The following is a 15,960-nucleotide window of genomic DNA, read 5'->3' on the forward strand; positions in this document are numbered from 1 at the left end:
TTTCGATACAGGCTAGCTTAGTTTCTACTGAATATGCTTTTTTGACCATAATAAAACACTCCTGTTTCTAGTTTACCAGATTTCAACAGGAGTGTTTTCTTGTGTCTCATTTTATGGGTGCAGTGCCCAAGAAAGAGATGAGTTTTTAAGTTGCACTTTTAGTCAGTCGGACAATTTATTCTTCAATTGCTGGTTGCCAGACCCATTCCGCATTGTAATCCTTCAAGAGGTCAAAGGAAGCTTGAGGTCCCATGGTTCCAGATTTATATTCATGAAGAGGCACTTGATTTTCTGCCCATAATTTCTCAATCCGGTCAATCAAGTTCCAAGATGCTTTTACTTCGTTCCAGTGGCTAAAGTTGGTTGAGTCATTGTTCAAGACATCATAGATCAACTTTTCGTAAGGCTCTGGAGATGCACCGGTTGCGGTAGCTTCTGTTACATAGTCGAAGGAAATGGGAGCAATCTGGAACTGCTCGCCAACTTCTTTTCCGTTGACACTGAGAGAGAAACCTTCATTTGGTTGAATGTAGATGGTGAGCACATTTGGTGCAATTTCCTGACCAAAAATAGAGTCCATTTGTTTGAAGACGACATTGACATGGGTACCCTTCTTGGTCAGACGTTTTCCTGTACGGAAGAAGAAAGGTACTCCACGGAAGCGATTGCTATCCACAAAGAAGGCTCCAGAGGCAAAGGTCTCGGTCATGGATTCAGGGTTGACATTTGGTTCACTACGGTAAGAGATATCCTTTTTCCCTTGAATTTTTCCAGAACGGTATTGACCTCGGATAAATAGTTTCTTTAATTCTTCATCAGATGGGTTGACCAATTGTTCAAAGACTTTCACCTTCTCTTTACGGATGTCTTCCTTGGTGAAGGAAGCTGGTTTGTCCATAGCTAAGAGAGAAAGCAGTTGAAGGGTATGGTTTTGGACCATGTCGCGGAGTGCACCAGATTCATCATAGTAGCCACCACGTTCTTCGACTCCTAGTCGTTCTGCAAAAGTGATTTGAACATTGTCGATATAGTCACGGTTCCAGATGTTTTCAAAGATTAGGTTGGCAAAGCGGAGGGCAAAGATGGACTGGATCATTTCTTTACCAAGATAATGGTCGATCCGGAAAATTTGCTCTTCCTCAAAGGTTTCTTCCAATTCTTTGTTGAGCTGACTAGCTGTTTCCAAATCCGTTCCAAATGGTTTTTCAACGATCAAACGCTCAAAGCCTTTTCCATCCACAATGCCTTCAGATTTCAAATGTTTGGCAATCGTACCAAAGAATTGAGGTGCCATGGATAGGAAAAAGAGTTTATTATGTTCAGCTTGGTAAGTGTCATTGAGTTGATTTTGGAGTTCACGAAGCTTGATGTAGTGCTCCGTGTCATTGACATCGTGACTTTGATAGTAAAAATGGCTGGCAAATTCTTGCGCCTGTTCAGGACTGTCTGCTAAATCTGAAATGGATTCAACGACAACGGATTCAAAGTATTCTTTGCTCCAAGGTCGACGAGCAGTTCCTATCACTGCAAAATGCTCGGAAAGATTTCCGGCTTTATAGAGTCTAAAAAGGGAAGGGTAGAGTTTGCGTTGAGCTAAATCTCCACTGGCCCCGAAAATGGTTACAATTACTTTTGAGGACATGTTCATACCTATTTTCTAACTTGATAAACCATATTCTACCATAAAATTCAGAAAATTTCTCTTTGAAAGTAAAAGGATTCTGAGTTTCATAGAGAAGGATGAGGGAAGAAACCACGAAAAAAGGTTGGACCGAAAGGTCACAACCGAGTAATGTTTAGTAGCCTTTAGAAGACTCGATAGACATAGGGATTAGTAGGTTTTTCTACTGAGTGAGCTTCCTCTATGTCTAAGACAGGAAGGCTTTGGCCAAGTTGTTTATGGTATTGGATCTTGAGAGTTCCAGTCGCCTGGACCCAGGTGTTATCGTCATAGGTTTGGGAGGCTCCTTTGGTTAACAAACCATAGACTCCTGAATCAGCGATACAGTGGATAATTCCAAAACGGAAGAGGAACTGACTGCCCGGATCCTGGGGATCCTTATAAATGAAGCCGGTTAGGGTAAAGGTTTTTCCAGCAAATTCATCTGGATAGTCGTAGATCACTTCCATGACTTCCATATAGTTTTCTGTCGTGATCTGGATATGATCTTGCTTGAGGTACTTCTTGGCTGCAGCCCTCATCTCAGATTCATAAGCAGACTTGGTAAAATAACTGCTAGTATCTGGCTTGAGGTATTGGTTGGTTGTGCCCTCATCATTTTGAATATCTTTGGAAGAGCCAACCGCGATGGGAAAATGATAGCCCTTGGCTGAAACCGTTTGGGAATCCAAGGTCACTGTCGGGAATCCAATCCCTACAATCAAGGGAATCAGGAGCAGAAGAATACTCATGACTTTGGCTTTTTTACTGGTGAGGTGACTATGAACGGGCAGATTCTTCATCCAAATATAGAGCTGGACGACAGCCAAGAGGAAGGAAAGAATCATAGAGATATAGGCTAAATAGGAATAATGCATATTAATGTATTGGTTGAGCTTACCAGAAAGCTGCAAATACATAGTAATTTCGAAATAGCCTGCTAAAATGAGAAATCGAATCATAGGACCACCCCCACAAACCAAGCATAAACCAAGACAACGAGACTGACGATGCTAATGAATTGGACAATAAAGCGATTGGTCAGATAATTCTTCATCATCAAGAGGTTCTTGACGTCTAACATAGGTCCGATAACCAGAAAGGCTAAAACGGGAGCTAAGCCAAAACTCGAGAGAAGGGAAGAGCCGATAAAAGCGTCCGCCTCACTACACAAGGAGAGGAGGAAGGAGAGAAGCATAAGGAGGAGTATGGCTAGGAGTGGCGTCGCTGAAATAGAAGTTAGCACGCGAGTTGGCACATAAACCTGAACCACACTGGCAAATAAACAACCGAAGACCAGATAGCGTCCAGTGTCGAAAAACTCGTCAATGGCCTGCACAAACACTTGGAAGAAGCGTTGACCGGCAGATAGTTTTGAAAAGTCATGAAGATGGACTTCCTTGCGGTTGGCCCGTTGAATAGAAGCTGTTTGGAAAAAACCTAGGAAAATTCCCAGAACAGTCGCCACCAGGATAGAGCCGATCGCTCGTAAGAGAGCCATTTGAATAGAATTGCCAAAGGCAGAATAAGTGGCAAAGAGGACAATGGGATTAATAACCGGGGCTGTCACTAGGAAGGGCACAGCTGTATAGCTAGGTACCTTCTTCTCTAAAAAGCGATTGATGATGGGGACGATACCACACTCACAGGAAGGGAAAATAAAGCCAATCAAGGTCCCAAATAGAATTCTCCCCCATTTATTTTTGGGAAGGGCTCGGTAGACTTTTTCAGGGGTAATGTAGACATCAATCGCCCCTGAAATGATACTTCCAATTAAAACAAAGGGAAGGGCTTCAATCATAATCGAAAGAAAAATCGCTCCAGCCTGAAGGACACTGGTTGGCAGTTGTTGGAAGAAACTCATTTGTTAGAATCCTTCTGCTCTTTTTCCCCTGCTTTCTCATTCTTCTTGTCATCTGGTAAAGTGACTTGAGGGGGATCTGGGAAGACAGCAAATTCCTCAAAGAGTTTGTCTAAATCGTCTGTTTTTGAAAATTTAATCGCCATGATAGGTCTCCTTTTCTTTTTTTCTCATTATATCAAATTCTCAAAAAAGAGGGGAAAATCAAGTCCAAAAGTAAGATGAAAAAGCAGTATAGAAGGCCTTCTATGGTATAATAGAAGCTATGGAAAAATATGAAAAAATAGCCCAAGAATTGGGCGTCAGTCTCAAACAGATTGATACTGTTTTGACCTTAACAGCAGAGGGATCCACCATCCCCTTTATCGCTCGGTATCGGAAAGATGCTACGGGTAATTTAGATGAAGTAGCCATCAAAGCTATTATCGACATGGACAAGTCTTTAACAGCCTTAGCTGATCGGAAAGAAACTGTTCTCGCTAAGATTGAAGAGCTTGGGAAACTGACCCCAGCCTTAAAAGAAGCGATTGAGCAAGCTGAAAAATTGGCGGATGTGGAAGAATTGTATCTTCCCTACAAGGAAAAACGCCGGACCAAGGCAACCATTGCGCGTGAGGCAGGACTTTTTCCACTTGCTCGGATGATTCTGCAAGATCAAAAGGACTTGGAAACAGCAGCAGAAGAATTCCTATCTGAAGGATTTCCAACTGTAAAGGATGCAATCTCTGGAGCAATCGATATTTTGGTCGAAGCCATTGCAGAAGACCCACAATTGCGCAACCTTACCTACCAGGAGATTCGCAAACACTCTTTGATCACCTCTAGCTTGAAGGATGAAAGCAAAGACGAGAAGCAAGTCTTCCAAATCTATTATGATTTTTCTGAGAAGATTGCAAACATGCAGGGCTACCGAACCCTGGCCTTAAACCGTGGAGAGAAATTAGGGGTATTAAAGGTTGGATTTGAGCATCCTGTAGACCGTTTGATTCGTCACTTTGAAGCCCGATTTAAATCGAAGAATAGCTACATTGAAGAAGTCATTAACCAGGCTCTGAAAAAGAAAATGCTACCAGCTATGGAGCGTCGAATTCGGACAGAACTGACAGAAGTGGCAGAAGATGGAGCCATTCAGCTTTTCTCTGAAAATCTTCGACACCTTTTGCTGATTGCTCCCCTCAAGGGGCGCGTGGTCTTGGGATTTGACCCAGCTTTTCGGACAGGAGCTAAATTAGCTGTTGTCGATCAGACAGGAAAGATGTTGACCACCCAGGTGATTTACCCTGTTGCGCCGGCTAAACCAGCACAAATTGAAGCGGCCAAAGAAGAACTGAAACGGCTGATTCGTCAATACGGCGTGGAAATCATTGCGATTGGGAACGGGACGGCTAGTCGAGAGAGCGAAGCCTTTGTTGCGGAAGTTCTCAAGGAAGTTCCAAATGTCAGCTATGTCATTGTGAACGAGAGCGGGGCATCTGTCTATTCAGCTAGTGAATTGGCTCGCCATGAGTTTCCAGAACTGACAGTTGAAAAGCGCTCAGCCATCTCCATTGCCCGTCGTTTGCAGGATCCACTGGCTGAGTTGGTTAAGATTGATCCAAAATCTATCGGAGTCGGCCAGTACCAGCATGATGTCAGCCAGAAGAAATTATCTGAAAGCCTTGATTTCGTAGTCGATACCGTGGTAAACCAAGTCGGAGTTAATATTAACACTGCTAGTCCAGCCCTCTTGTCTCACGTGGCTGGTCTCAATAAAACCATTTCTGAGAACATCGTGAAGTACCGGGAAGAAGAAGGGTTGATCACTTCTCGGGCACAGATTAAAAAGGTTCCTCGTCTGGGAGCCAAGGCTTTTGAACAAGCAGCTGGTTTCTTACGGATCCCAGAAAGTGAGAATTTCCTCGATCGGACAGGGGTCCATCCAGAAAGTTACCCTGCAGTGAAGAAGCTCTTTACCTTACTAGGCATCAAGGAGATGGATGAAGAGGCCCAAGCCAAGTTGAAACAAATTGACACGGTTTCTATGGCCCAGGAACTTGAAATTGGCCCTGAAACCTTGAAAGATATTGTCGCAGATCTTCTCAAACCAGGTCGCGATTTACGTGATTCTTTTGATGCTCCTGTCCTTCGCCAGGATGTTCTTGATTTGAAAGACTTGAAGATTGGTCAAAAACTAGAAGGAGTTGTCCGCAATGTTGTTGACTTTGGAGCCTTTGTCGATATTGGGATTCATGAAGATGGTTTGATCCACATTTCACAGATGAGTCAGCAATTTATCAAGCATCCAAGTCAAGTTGTTTCAGTTGGCGACCTAGTGACCGTTTGGGTCTACAAGATTGATTTAGAACGGGAAAAAGTGAATCTTTCCCTCTTGGCACCACATGAATCTGACTAAATACGTTCAAGAAGTATCGCTGGAAGATTTTGGTCACCCTTTTCTTCACCAAGCGATCTGGAACCCTCGCTTGCGTTCGACCGGCGGTCGCTTCTTTCCTAAAGATGGTCATCTGGATTTCAATCCTAGAATCCTAGAAAGATTTGGCTGGGAGATTTTTCGAAAGATTGTCCGTCATGAGTTGTGTCACTACCATCTCTACTATATGAAAAAGGGCTATCGCCACCAGGATCAAGATTTCAAGGCCTTACTCAAAAAGGTAGACGGCTTGCGGTATGCCCCTTCAGTTGATAAGGGAAACTATAAGATTTATGTTTGTACGAGCTGTGGGCAAGAATTCAGGAGAAAGCGGCAGATTGATCTGCAAAAGTACCGCTGTGGTCGGTGTCGAGGACTACTTAAGTATCAAGGGACAATTGATCCAGGAAATCGGCCTTGAGTCGGATGACAGTGACTTGATTTCGGGATATACTGTTCTAAAATAATAGGAGGTATGCCCTTGAATCCAACTTTTTATAAATTACGTCGAGGCAGAATCGTTTTCGGAGTATTTGCTGGACTAGCGGATCGATTTGGGCTCGATGCAAACCTATTGCGTTTTCTCTTTGTGCTCTTTAGTATCTTTCATGCTTATGGGCTTGTAGGCTTGGCTATTTATTGCCTATGTGCCTTCTCCTTGCCGTATAAAGAAGATCTTGAAAGAGAAAAGTATGGCCTCGGACCTCGCAAACGGAAGGATGCACAAGTAATCAAAGACGATGATCCATTCTTTTAAAGAATTTTCATGAATCGAATAAGAATGTGAGGCTGGGACAAAAGTCCTAGCCTCTCAATTGTCTTTGGATTATCGAGCAAGACGCAGTGGTTGAGTGAGCTCTACTACGCTGATTTCATCAGCTTTTACAGCCCTACTCAACTGTGCGGAGGTGGGACGACGAAATCGAATTCTAACGAATTACCGATTTCTGTCCCACTCTCATCTTTTTTTTCAAATGAAGAAACGATAGAAATATGGGATAACAAGGATAAAGAGAAACATCAAAGAGTACTGGAATGAGTGTGAGAATAATAGCATCAGTTTTGATACTAAAAAAAGATGCTTGAGCAAGTCTTACCTGGGATAATTTGCTATAATAGTAAGAGAAAACAAAAAGGGAGAAGCCTATGGCAATAACAGTCCGAGATTTAATTGATAAGCTTCGTTTGAAGGTTGTGTACGGCAATGAAAGCCTATTTGAAAAAGAAATCACAACGGCAGATATTTCACGTCCTGGACTTGAAATGACAGGATATTTTGATTACTATACTCCAGAACGAATTCAATTGGTTGGGATGAAAGAGTGGTCTTACCTCATCAAGATGACCTCCCACAATCGTCACCAAGTTTTGAGAAAGATGTTCCAGCCGGAAACACCGGTACTCATCATCGCGCGGGATCTAGAGGTTCCTGAAGAAATGCTCCGTGCTGCAGAGGAAAAGCAAATCGCGATTTTAAGCAGTCGCGTTCCAACTAGTCGCCTATCTGGTGAACTATCAAGCTACCTAGATTCTCTCCTTGCGGAAAGAACTAGTGTCCATGGTGTCTTGATGGATATCTATGGCATGGGGGTTCTGATCCAAGGAGATAGTGGAATCGGGAAGAGTGAGACTGGTTTAGAGCTCGTCAAACGAGGGCATCGTTTGGTAGCAGATGACCGGGTAGATGTCTTCGCCCGTGATGAGATGACCTTGTGGGGTGAGCCTGCTGAAATTCTACGTCATATGCTAGAGATTCGGGGAGTAGGGATCATTGATGTTATGAGTCTCTATGGTGCCAGTGCTGTGAAAGATTCTTCACAGGTTCAAATCGCGGTCTATTTAGAAAACTACACCAAGGAACAAACCTACGATCGTCTTGGCAATAATGCAGAAGAAATTGAGTTCTGTGGAGTGACTATTCCAAGAATTCGCATCCCTGTTAAGACAGGTCGCAATATTTCCGTTGTCATTGAGGCAGCAGCAATGAACTACCGCGCCAAAGAAATGGGATATGATGCTACTAAAACCTTTGAAGATCGATTGACCCAGTTGATTGATCAGAATGAGGTGAAAGTATGAATCCAGTAGCCATTCAACTTGGTCCCTTTAGCATTCGCTGGTATGCGATTTGTATCGTCCTCGGTCTCCTTTTGGCGGTTATCCTGTCTATGAAAGAAGCCCCTCGTAAAGGGATAGAGTCAGACGATATTATTGATTTCATTCTGATTGCTTTTCCAGTAGCGATCATAGGGGCCCGTCTTTACTATGTTATTTTTCAATGGTCTTATTACAGGGAACACCCAGGAGAGATTTTTGCCGTATGGAACGGTGGGATTGCTATCTATGGTGGACTCCTGGCAGGGGCTCTAGTCCTCTACCTATTTTCACGCAGTCGTTTGATTGACCCAGTTGATTTTTTAGATATCGCTGCACCGAGTGTCATGATTGCTCAAAGTATTGGCCGTTGGGGCAATTTTGTTAACCAAGAAGCCTACGGAGCCATTGTTAAGAATTTAGATTATTTACCTTCTTTCATTCGGAATCAGATGTTTATTGATGGACATTACCGTCAACCGACCTTCTTATATGAATCTTGTTGGAACTTGCTTGGTTTTGTGCTGATTCTTTACTTGCGTCGTCGTCCGAAACTTTTGAGAAAGGGCGAAATTACTGCTTTCTATCTGATCTGGTATGGCTTTGGTCGAATGATTATTGAAGGAATGCGGACAGATAGCTTGATGTTTTTGGGAATTCGAGTATCACAATGGCTTTCCCTGATCCTCATCCTACTTGGTATCAGCATCATGATCTATCAACGAAAAAAGAATGCACCATTTTATAGAACGGAAATAGATTAAGGAGAAAAGAAATGTTTATTGAAATTGCCTATGGGCTTTTAGGGTTAGCTTTAGTAGTTTTGGTCATCTACTTGATTATCTTGTTTTCAAAGATTGGAAAAGTTGTAGATGAGACTCAGGTAACGATTAAGACCTTGACATCAGATGTGAATGTAACCTTACACCAAACCAATGAGTTGTTAGCAAAAGTGAATGTTTTGACAGAAGATTTGAATCAAAAAGTTGCAACCATTGATCCACTCTTCACAGCAGTAGCAGATTTATCTGTATCTGTGTCAGATCTGAATGATCAAGCACGTCAGATTAGCAAAAAAGCTGTCGTTGTTGGTGGAAAGACCGTTAAAACATCTGTCGGATTAAAAGCAGCTCGCATGGCTATGAAATTATTTAAATAAGAAAAGAGGTACCTTATGGGACGTTTATCATCATTATTAATTGGAACGATCACTGGCGCATCCGCAGCCTACTTCCTGACAACCAAAAAAGGGAAAGAGTTGACTGGCAAAGTGAAAGGTTTTGTAAAAGAATACCAAGAGAATCCACAAGAAGTTCATGATTCTGTGAAACAATCTGCAATGGAACTATCCAAGCAAGCATCAGACGCTATTCAGCAAACCAAGGAAAAAGTTGAAAGTGGCGAGATCAACAAAGACACTGTTATCGAGACAGTGAAAGATAAGACACAGGATGTGGTAGAATTTTCACAAGATGCTATCCAAACGATTAAGGAAAAAATCCAGCAAAAGACCGGCAATCAAGCAAGTCCTTTCCAGCCTAAACAGGAAAAAGAAAGTGAAGAGATTGTCCTTGAATTAGAAGAAACAGCTATTCCAGAAGTGGAAGAAGAGATCAAAGAAACAGCTGTAGAAGAAGAATAAAATAATCCCTCACCAATGGTGAGGGATTTCTTTTATGAAATGACAAACGAGGATGGGAAATGCCAAAAAGCCTCCCGAAGGAGGCTAAAAATGTAATCTTAGTCCTTTTTCCGTTTCAACTGGAAAATGCGGAAAGCTTGGATACTTCCCAAACTACAAGCAATTGCTGAGGCAAAAGCAAAGAAGGTATTCATCTTCATTGATAAAAAGACGAAACTAAATAAAACAGTTAAGACACAAAACACAGCAATATTAAGGAAAAATAGTAGCTCACTTAATTGCGGAGCTGGTTCAGTATCAAGGTTAAAATCATAATTAGTTGTTGTATTCTCTTGTTGAAGAGGGATTTCGACATAGTCGTATTCTTCAACAACTCTAAGTTTTCTTGCGGGCATATTTCTCTCTCCTAACAGTACTCTATTATTTTAACACGTTTTCAAGCATAGAAATGTTACAAAACTGTTACAATTTTTACAAAATTAAGAAATTCAGAGAGCAAAATGACTTTTTTGGTATAATAGTTTTCATGAAAAAGATAATTATTACAGCTACAGCTGAAAGTATTGAACAGGTTCAAGCCCTTCTGGAAGTAGGTGTGGACCGTATTTATGTCGGAGAAAAGGAATTTGGATTACGACTTCCTCACACTTTCTCGTATGACGAATTAAGTCGAATTTCTGATCTAGTCCATGCGGCAGGTAAGGAAATGACAGTGGCTGTCAATGCCTTGATGCACCAAGACATGATGGATCGTATCAAACCATTTTTAGATTTCCTTGCTTCGATTAACGTCGATTATATCACGGTAGGAGATGCAGGCGTCTTTTATGTATTGAAGCGGGATGGCTACAGCTTTAAAACCATTTATGATGCTTCAACTATGGTGACAAGTAGCCGTCAGATTAATTTCTGGGGACAAAAGGCTGGTGCTTCAGAAGCTGTTCTTGCTCGAGAAATCCCATCTGCAGAGCTTTTCAAGATGCCAGAAATCATAGAGATTCCTGCTGAAGTATTGGTTTATGGGGCCAGTGTGATTCACCATTCCAAACGCCCTCTTTTGCAGAATTACTACAATTTTACGCACATCGATGACGAAAAGACGAGAGAGCGCGATCTCTTTTTGGCAGAACCAGGAGATCCAGAAAGCCACTATTCTATCTTTGAGGACAAGCATGGAACTCATATTTTTGCCAATAATGACCTGGATTTGATGACCAAACTCTCTGAGTTAGTCGAACATGGTTTTACCCACTGGAAGTTAGAGGGGATTTATACACCTGGTCAAAACTTTGTGGAAATTGCCAAGTGTTTTGTGAAAGCACGAGAGCTTCTAGAAGCTGGGACCTTCACATCTGATCAAGCCTTCTTATTGGATGAGCAGATTCACCAATTGCATCCTAAGAATCGTTTCCTTGACACTGGATTTTATGATTACGATCCAGACATGGTTAAATAAAGGAGAAAAGCCTGCCAGGAGTACGGGCCTTCCTTTTTGGTGATGGTAAAGAATGAGAATTGTCAAAACAATTCCCAAACCATTGCCTTTCAACTGAATTTGCTATAAAATAGACAAGATTGATAATCTAACTAATATACTTGTAATATACTAGGAGATATGATGACTAAACAATTGAAACGTCCTGAGGTTCTATCACCTGCGGGAACACTTGAAAAACTAAAGGTTGCTGTGCGCTATGGTGCGGATGCAGTCTTCATCGGTGGTCAGGCCTATGGTCTTCGTAGCCGTGCAGGGAACTTCACTTTCGAGCAAATGGAAGAAGGTGTCCAATTTGCGGCTAAGTATGGTGCCAAGGTCTATGTTGCAGCCAATATGGTCATGCATGAAGGAAATGAAGTTGGAGCTGGTGAATGGTTCCGTCGCTTACGGGATATCGGAATCGCAGCGGTCATTGTTTCAGACCCTGCATTGATTACCATTGCAGCGACAGAAGCACCTGGCTTGGAAATTCACCTCTCTACTCAAGCTAGTGCCACCAACTATGAAACCCTCGAGTTTTGGAAAGACTTGGGCTTGACACGGGTCGTTTTGGCTCGGGAAGTTTCGATGGAAGAACTAGCGGAAATTCGTAAGCGGACGGACGTTGAGATTGAAGCCTTTGTTCACGGAGCAATGTGTATCTCCTACTCTGGCCGTTGTACTTTGTCTAATCATATGAGTATGCGGGATGCCAACCGTGGCGGATGTTCCCAATCTTGTCGTTGGAAGTATGATCTCTATGATATGCCATTTGGCCAAGAACGTAAGAGTCTCAAAGGGGAAATCCCTGAAGAATTCTCGATGTCAGCTGTGGATATGTCGATGATTGACCATATCCCTGATATGATTGAAAATGGAGTGGACAGCCTCAAGATTGAAGGTCGGATGAAGTCCATTCACTATGTCTCTACTGTAACGAACTGCTACAAGGCAGCTGTTGATGCTTATTTGGAAAGTCCTGAAAAGTTTGAAGCGATTAAGCAAGACTTGATTGATGAAATGTGGAAGGTTGCCCAACGTGAGTTGGCTACAGGATTCTATTACGGAACACCGTCTGAAAATGAGCAACTGTTTGGGGCTCGTCGGAAGATTCCAGAGTACAAGTTTGTCGGAGAAGTGGTAGCCTATGATGCGGACAAGCAAATTGCGACCATTCGACAACGGAATGTTATCAATGAAGGAGACCAAGTGGAATTTTACGGGCCTGGGTTCCGTCATTTTGAAACAGTCATTGAAGATTTGCATGATGCCAAGGGCAATAAAATTGATCGGGCTCCAAATCCGATGGAGTTATTGACCATTCATATGTCAACTCCAGTTGAACCAGGTGATATGATCCGTGCTCTTAAAGAAGGCTTGATCAACCTCTATAAAGAGGATGGAACCAGCCAAACAGTTCGTGCATAAAACGTAAAAAAAAAACACCGCATGCTTCCCGAGCTTGGAAGTTTACGGTGTTTTTTGTTGTGCGATTCGAATCGTATGTGGAACGAGACTAATCTTTTGAATGTCAGAAATTCGAATGATGGTTGACATACTCTTTTTAAAATTCTTGACAATAAGTTGTTTTCGTTCCTGATCATATTTAACGATATCGCCTGTAAAACTCTTATTTTGGAAGATGACATGGACTCCTTGTTTTTTTCGAAGGGCCAGTTCAATAATCTGAATCGTTTTACCATCCTCTAAAGGAGCTGGTAGAGAGGTTTTATCGTTGAAAAATTCATTGGCTCGGTCCTTGAGAAGCTCAAGAAATCTTTTCATAGCATAATTCTCCATAAGTTGATACAATATATTATAGAAAATTTCATTCATTTTGTAAAATTTTTTACGAATTATTAAGGTGAAAGACATTGAAAGGAGTATTAAATGGCAGATTTTAGTTTTGAAATTGAAGAACAACTCTTGGTCTTATCTGAAAATGAAAAAGGATGGACCAAGGAGTTAAACCGGGTTAGCTTTAATGGAGCACCTGCCAAGTATGATATCCGAACTTGGAGCCCTGACCATACGAAGATGGGCAAGGGGATCACTTTGACCAACGAAGAATTCCAAGTTTTGCTAGATGCATTTAAACAGTAACAGGCTGAGTAAGAAAGAGAGTGGGACAGAAATCGGTAATTTGTTAGAATTCGATGTCGTCGTTCCACCTCCGCACAGTTGAGTAGGGCTGTAAAAGCTGATGAAATCAGCGTGGTAGAGCCCACTTAACCACTGCGTCTTGCTCGATAATCCAAAGACAATTGAGAGGCTAGGACTTTTGTCCCATCCTCTTTTTTGATGCTTTCTATAATTATAGTTTGAAACTATATCCCTTTCAAGAAAACAAGATTAACGCAAATCATTGTGGATGATGGGATGGACTGTTATAATAACCTTATTCGTTTATCTCATGTAGCATTTATAGGAAAGGAATCCATATGTCAGATTTACTAAGTATTTATAAAGAATTGCAAGCTAAAAAATGGGTAGACTTGAGTCACCAAATCAATGCAGAAAGTCCACACTTCCCAGCCCTTCCTGCTTTGCAACAAGAAGACCTTTTCACATTAAAAGATGGCTTCCATGTCCAAAAATTTACAGTGGTTGGTCAATACGGAACGCATATTGATGCACCAATTCACTTTGTAGAAGGTGGTCGTTGGTTGGATGAGATTGATCTCAAAGATCTCCTCTTGCCACTCTATGTTATCGACAAGTCTAAAGAAGTAGCCGCGAATCCAAACTTTATCTTGAGCAAACAAGATATCTTAGATTTTGAAGCTGAACATGGACCAATTGCAGAAGGTGCTTTTGTTGCCTTTCGTAGTGATTGGTCAAAACGCTGGCCAGATCAAGAGGCTATGCGTAACCTCGATGAAAATGGGGTTCAACAAAGTCCTGGATGGAGCCGTGAAGCCTTGGAATTTTTGATTCATGAACGCCATGTCAAGGCTGTGGGTCATGAAACCTTCGATACAGATGCTGGTATTCCAGCAGCAGAACACGGCTTGGTCAATGAATACTACCTTTTGGAGCAAAATATCTACCAAGTAGAAGTCTTGAACCACTTGGATCAAGTGCCAGCCATAGGTGCCTTGATTTCAATTGCCTTCCCTCACTGGGACAAGGCAACTGGTTCACCTGTCCGTGCCATTGCTATCTTGCCTTAAATAAACAGAGCCTGAAGCGTATCTTCGGGCTCTTTTATATGGATGTTGAAATCTATTTTTGAATCTGATGGTTATCTTATCAAACCTTCTTATCTTACAAAAATGTAAGGAAAGAAAGTTAAAATGAAAGATTAGACTATGGTAGCTCCAATGATGATCCATTAAAATAAAAACAGAAGAAAAAGGCTTGTCAAACAAACCTTTTCTGATATTAGCGCATGGTAACGAATTCTTCGGATCCAGTTGGATGAATAGCGACAGTTGCATCGAAATCGGCTTTTGTAGCTCCCATCTTGATAGCAACAGCAAATCCTTGGATCATTTCGTCCACCCCATACCCAAGACCATGGAGACCGACAACGGTTTCTTCCGGTCCTACAGTGATGAGTTTAAATTTAGCCAACTGACGATGCTGGGTCACTGCTGAATACATAGAGGCGAAACTTGAAGTATAGACCTTGATAGCGTCTTTTCCATATTGTTTTTCGGCTTCTTCTTGAGTGAGACCGACTGTACCAATCGCTGGATGAGAAAAGACAACGGTCGGAATGGTTGCGTAGTCCATTTTAGCATCGGTTTTTCCATTAAAGAGACGTTCGGATAGGGTACGCCCTGCCTTGATAGCGACAGGAGTTAATTCTTTTTCGCCCGTGACATCTCCAAGAGCATAGATGCCAGGAACAACCGTATTCTGGTATTCATCTACTGCAATGAATCCTTTTTCATTTAAGGTGACGCCTGCAGCTTCTAGATTGAGGTCTTGGACGTTTGGTTTGCGCCCAGTCGCCCAGATGACATGATCAGCAACAAAAGATGTTTGGTCTTCAAAATAAACTCGGATTTGACCATTTTCTTCCTTCGTGAGTCGGACAGGAACCTTGTGAGGATGGAGAGGCAATCCTTGTTTATCCATCTCCTCCATTAAGCCATCGACAATGTAAGAATCAAACTTTCTTAAGGGACGATCACCTCGAACGAAGAGGTCTGTCTTAACACCAAGGGCATGGAGGACACCGGCTAGTTCTACCGCAATGTAGCCAGCGCCAATAATGGCAACTGATTTTGGTAGTTCTTCCCAAGCAAAGACATCGTCAGAGGTTTCTCCTAGTTCTGCTCCAACTAGATCTGGGATGTAAGCATGAGCCCCTGTAGCGATCACAATGTGTTTAGCCTTGATGGTTTCCCCGTTGACTTCAACTGTATGGGCGTCGACAAAGCGTGCGCGACCTTGGATATACTCCACACCATTTCGTTTAAAACTACCATCATAAGAAGAACGAGCCCGATCAATATAGGCTTCGCGATTTTTTCTTAAGGTCGCAAAATCAAAATGGGTCTGTTCAGAAGTAAACCCATAATCTGGACCGTAATCACGAATGGCTTCAGCAATTTGGGCGCCATACCACATAATTTTTTTAGGGACACATCCTTTGTTAACGCAGGTTCCACCTAGCTGCTTTTCTTCAATAACAGCAGCGCGGGCTCCATGTTCTCCAGCTCGGTTCATGGTAGCAATCCCTCCGCTACCTCCACCAATGGAGATAATATCAAATTCTTTCATGGTCAGTACTCCTTTGTTGATTTACACTTTCATTGTAACAACAAAGGTTACAAAAATCAAGAAATTACCATCGTTGAATAGG

General features: G+C 42.2%; 19 protein-coding genes. 11 read left to right on the forward strand and 8 right to left on the reverse strand.

Annotation, left to right across the window (positions count from 1 at the left end):
* Window positions 1-175: 175 nt before the first annotated feature.
* The 4 genes from zwf to QM873_RS03745 all read right to left on the reverse strand — a co-directional run bounded on the left by zwf (window position 176) and on the right by QM873_RS03745 (window position 3,667).
* On the reverse strand, window positions 176-1,642 hold the full coding sequence (gene zwf / locus QM873_RS03730; protein ID WP_414278836.1) for a glucose-6-phosphate dehydrogenase: 1,467 nt from the start codon (window positions 1,640-1,642) through the stop codon (window positions 176-178).
* A gap of 164 nt (window positions 1,643-1,806) precedes the next feature.
* On the reverse strand, window positions 1,807-2,622 hold the full coding sequence (locus tag QM873_RS03735) for a TIGR03943 family putative permease subunit (protein WP_414278837.1): 816 nt from the start codon (window positions 2,620-2,622) through the stop codon (window positions 1,807-1,809).
* Entirely contained in the window at window positions 2,619-3,524 is a 906-nt protein-coding gene (locus tag QM873_RS03740) for a permease (protein ID WP_023023898.1), read from the reverse strand. Before QM873_RS03740 ends, QM873_RS03735 begins: the two co-directional genes overlap by 4 nt.
* Window positions 3,521-3,667: an SPJ_0845 family protein gene (locus tag QM873_RS03745; RefSeq protein WP_023023895.1), complete on the reverse strand. Its 147-nt coding sequence runs from the start codon at window positions 3,665-3,667 to the stop codon at window positions 3,521-3,523. The genes QM873_RS03740 and QM873_RS03745 overlap by 4 nt, the downstream gene beginning before the upstream one ends.
* Before the next feature lie 119 nt (window positions 3,668-3,786).
* Between QM873_RS03745 and QM873_RS03750 the strand changes: the two genes are divergently transcribed.
* The 7 genes from QM873_RS03750 to QM873_RS03780 all read left to right on the forward strand — a co-directional run bounded on the left by QM873_RS03750 (window position 3,787) and on the right by QM873_RS03780 (window position 9,667).
* Window positions 3,787-5,913 carry a Tex family protein gene (locus QM873_RS03750; RefSeq protein WP_061564200.1) on the forward strand — a complete coding sequence of 709 codons (2,127 nt, stop codon included), beginning with the start codon at window positions 3,787-3,789 and terminating at the stop codon, window positions 5,911-5,913.
* Window positions 5,900-6,352, forward strand: coding sequence for a SprT family protein (locus QM873_RS03755; protein WP_061564199.1), 453 nt, complete (start codon window positions 5,900-5,902; stop codon window positions 6,350-6,352). Before QM873_RS03750 ends, QM873_RS03755 begins: the two co-directional genes overlap by 14 nt.
* Before the next feature lie 60 nt (window positions 6,353-6,412).
* Window positions 6,413-6,688, forward strand: a complete 276-nt coding sequence (locus QM873_RS03760) for a PspC domain-containing protein (RefSeq protein ID WP_048689503.1) — start codon at window positions 6,413-6,415, stop codon at window positions 6,686-6,688.
* Window positions 6,689-7,077: 389 nt separating this feature from the next.
* Window positions 7,078-8,010 (forward strand): HPr(Ser) kinase/phosphatase, encoded by a 933-nt coding sequence (gene hprK / locus QM873_RS03765; RefSeq protein ID WP_023027089.1) that lies wholly within the window; start codon window positions 7,078-7,080, stop codon window positions 8,008-8,010.
* A complete protein-coding gene (lgt, locus tag QM873_RS03770) occupies window positions 8,007-8,789 on the forward strand; it encodes a prolipoprotein diacylglyceryl transferase (RefSeq protein ID WP_048717396.1) in 783 nt (260 codons plus the stop codon). Before hprK ends, lgt begins: the two co-directional genes overlap by 4 nt.
* Window positions 8,790-8,800: 11 nt before the next feature.
* Window positions 8,801-9,184 carry a DUF948 domain-containing protein gene (locus QM873_RS03775; RefSeq protein ID WP_006595909.1) on the forward strand — a complete coding sequence of 128 codons (384 nt, stop codon included), beginning with the start codon at window positions 8,801-8,803 and terminating at the stop codon, window positions 9,182-9,184.
* Window positions 9,185-9,199: 15 nt separating this feature from the next.
* On the forward strand, window positions 9,200-9,667 hold the full coding sequence (locus tag QM873_RS03780) for a YtxH domain-containing protein (RefSeq protein ID WP_154853432.1): 468 nt from the start codon (window positions 9,200-9,202) through the stop codon (window positions 9,665-9,667).
* Between the two features lie 98 nt (window positions 9,668-9,765).
* Here QM873_RS03780 and QM873_RS03785 read toward each other — a convergent pair whose 3' ends face one another.
* Window positions 9,766-10,062: a DUF3270 family protein gene (locus tag QM873_RS03785; protein WP_154853429.1), complete on the reverse strand. Its 297-nt coding sequence runs from the start codon at window positions 10,060-10,062 to the stop codon at window positions 9,766-9,768.
* 131 nt (window positions 10,063-10,193) lie between these two features.
* On the opposite strand from QM873_RS03785, the gene QM873_RS03790 reads away from it, so the two are divergent.
* Complete coding sequence (locus tag QM873_RS03790; RefSeq protein ID WP_154853426.1) at window positions 10,194-11,123, forward strand: peptidase U32 family protein; 930 nt, start codon at window positions 10,194-10,196, stop codon at window positions 11,121-11,123.
* A 162-nt stretch (window positions 11,124-11,285) separates the two neighbouring features.
* Window positions 11,286-12,572, forward strand: coding sequence for a peptidase U32 family protein (locus QM873_RS03795; protein WP_048717389.1), 1,287 nt, complete (start codon window positions 11,286-11,288; stop codon window positions 12,570-12,572).
* 42 nt (window positions 12,573-12,614) lie between these two features.
* Here QM873_RS03795 and QM873_RS03800 read toward each other — a convergent pair whose 3' ends face one another.
* A complete protein-coding gene (locus tag QM873_RS03800) occupies window positions 12,615-12,944 on the reverse strand; it encodes a hypothetical protein (protein ID WP_048717455.1) in 330 nt (109 codons plus the stop codon).
* 90 nt (window positions 12,945-13,034) lie between these two features.
* Between QM873_RS03800 and QM873_RS03805 the strand changes: the two genes are divergently transcribed.
* The gene (locus tag QM873_RS03805) at window positions 13,035-13,247 is read left to right on the forward strand and encodes a YdbC family protein (protein WP_006597402.1); all 213 of its coding nucleotides are present in this window, start codon (window positions 13,035-13,037) and stop codon (window positions 13,245-13,247) included.
* Here the strand turns inward: QM873_RS03805 and QM873_RS03810 are convergent.
* Window positions 13,227-13,409, reverse strand: coding sequence for a hypothetical protein (locus QM873_RS03810; protein ID WP_233436506.1), 183 nt, complete (start codon window positions 13,407-13,409; stop codon window positions 13,227-13,229). The genes QM873_RS03805 and QM873_RS03810 overlap by 21 nt on opposite strands.
* Before the next feature lie 176 nt (window positions 13,410-13,585).
* Between QM873_RS03810 and QM873_RS03815 the strand changes: the two genes are divergently transcribed.
* Window positions 13,586-14,317, forward strand: a complete 732-nt coding sequence (locus tag QM873_RS03815; protein WP_154853423.1) for a cyclase family protein — start codon at window positions 13,586-13,588, stop codon at window positions 14,315-14,317.
* Between the two features lie 211 nt (window positions 14,318-14,528).
* Here QM873_RS03815 and gorA read toward each other — a convergent pair whose 3' ends face one another.
* Window positions 14,529-15,878, reverse strand: a complete 1,350-nt coding sequence (gene gorA, locus QM873_RS03820) for a glutathione-disulfide reductase (protein WP_414278838.1) — start codon at window positions 15,876-15,878, stop codon at window positions 14,529-14,531.
* Window positions 15,879-15,960 lie beyond the last annotated feature (82 nt).

The sequence above is a fragment of the Streptococcus australis genome (assembly GCF_047463015.1).
Taxonomy (GTDB): Bacteria; Bacillota; Bacilli; order Lactobacillales; family Streptococcaceae; genus Streptococcus; species Streptococcus australis_F.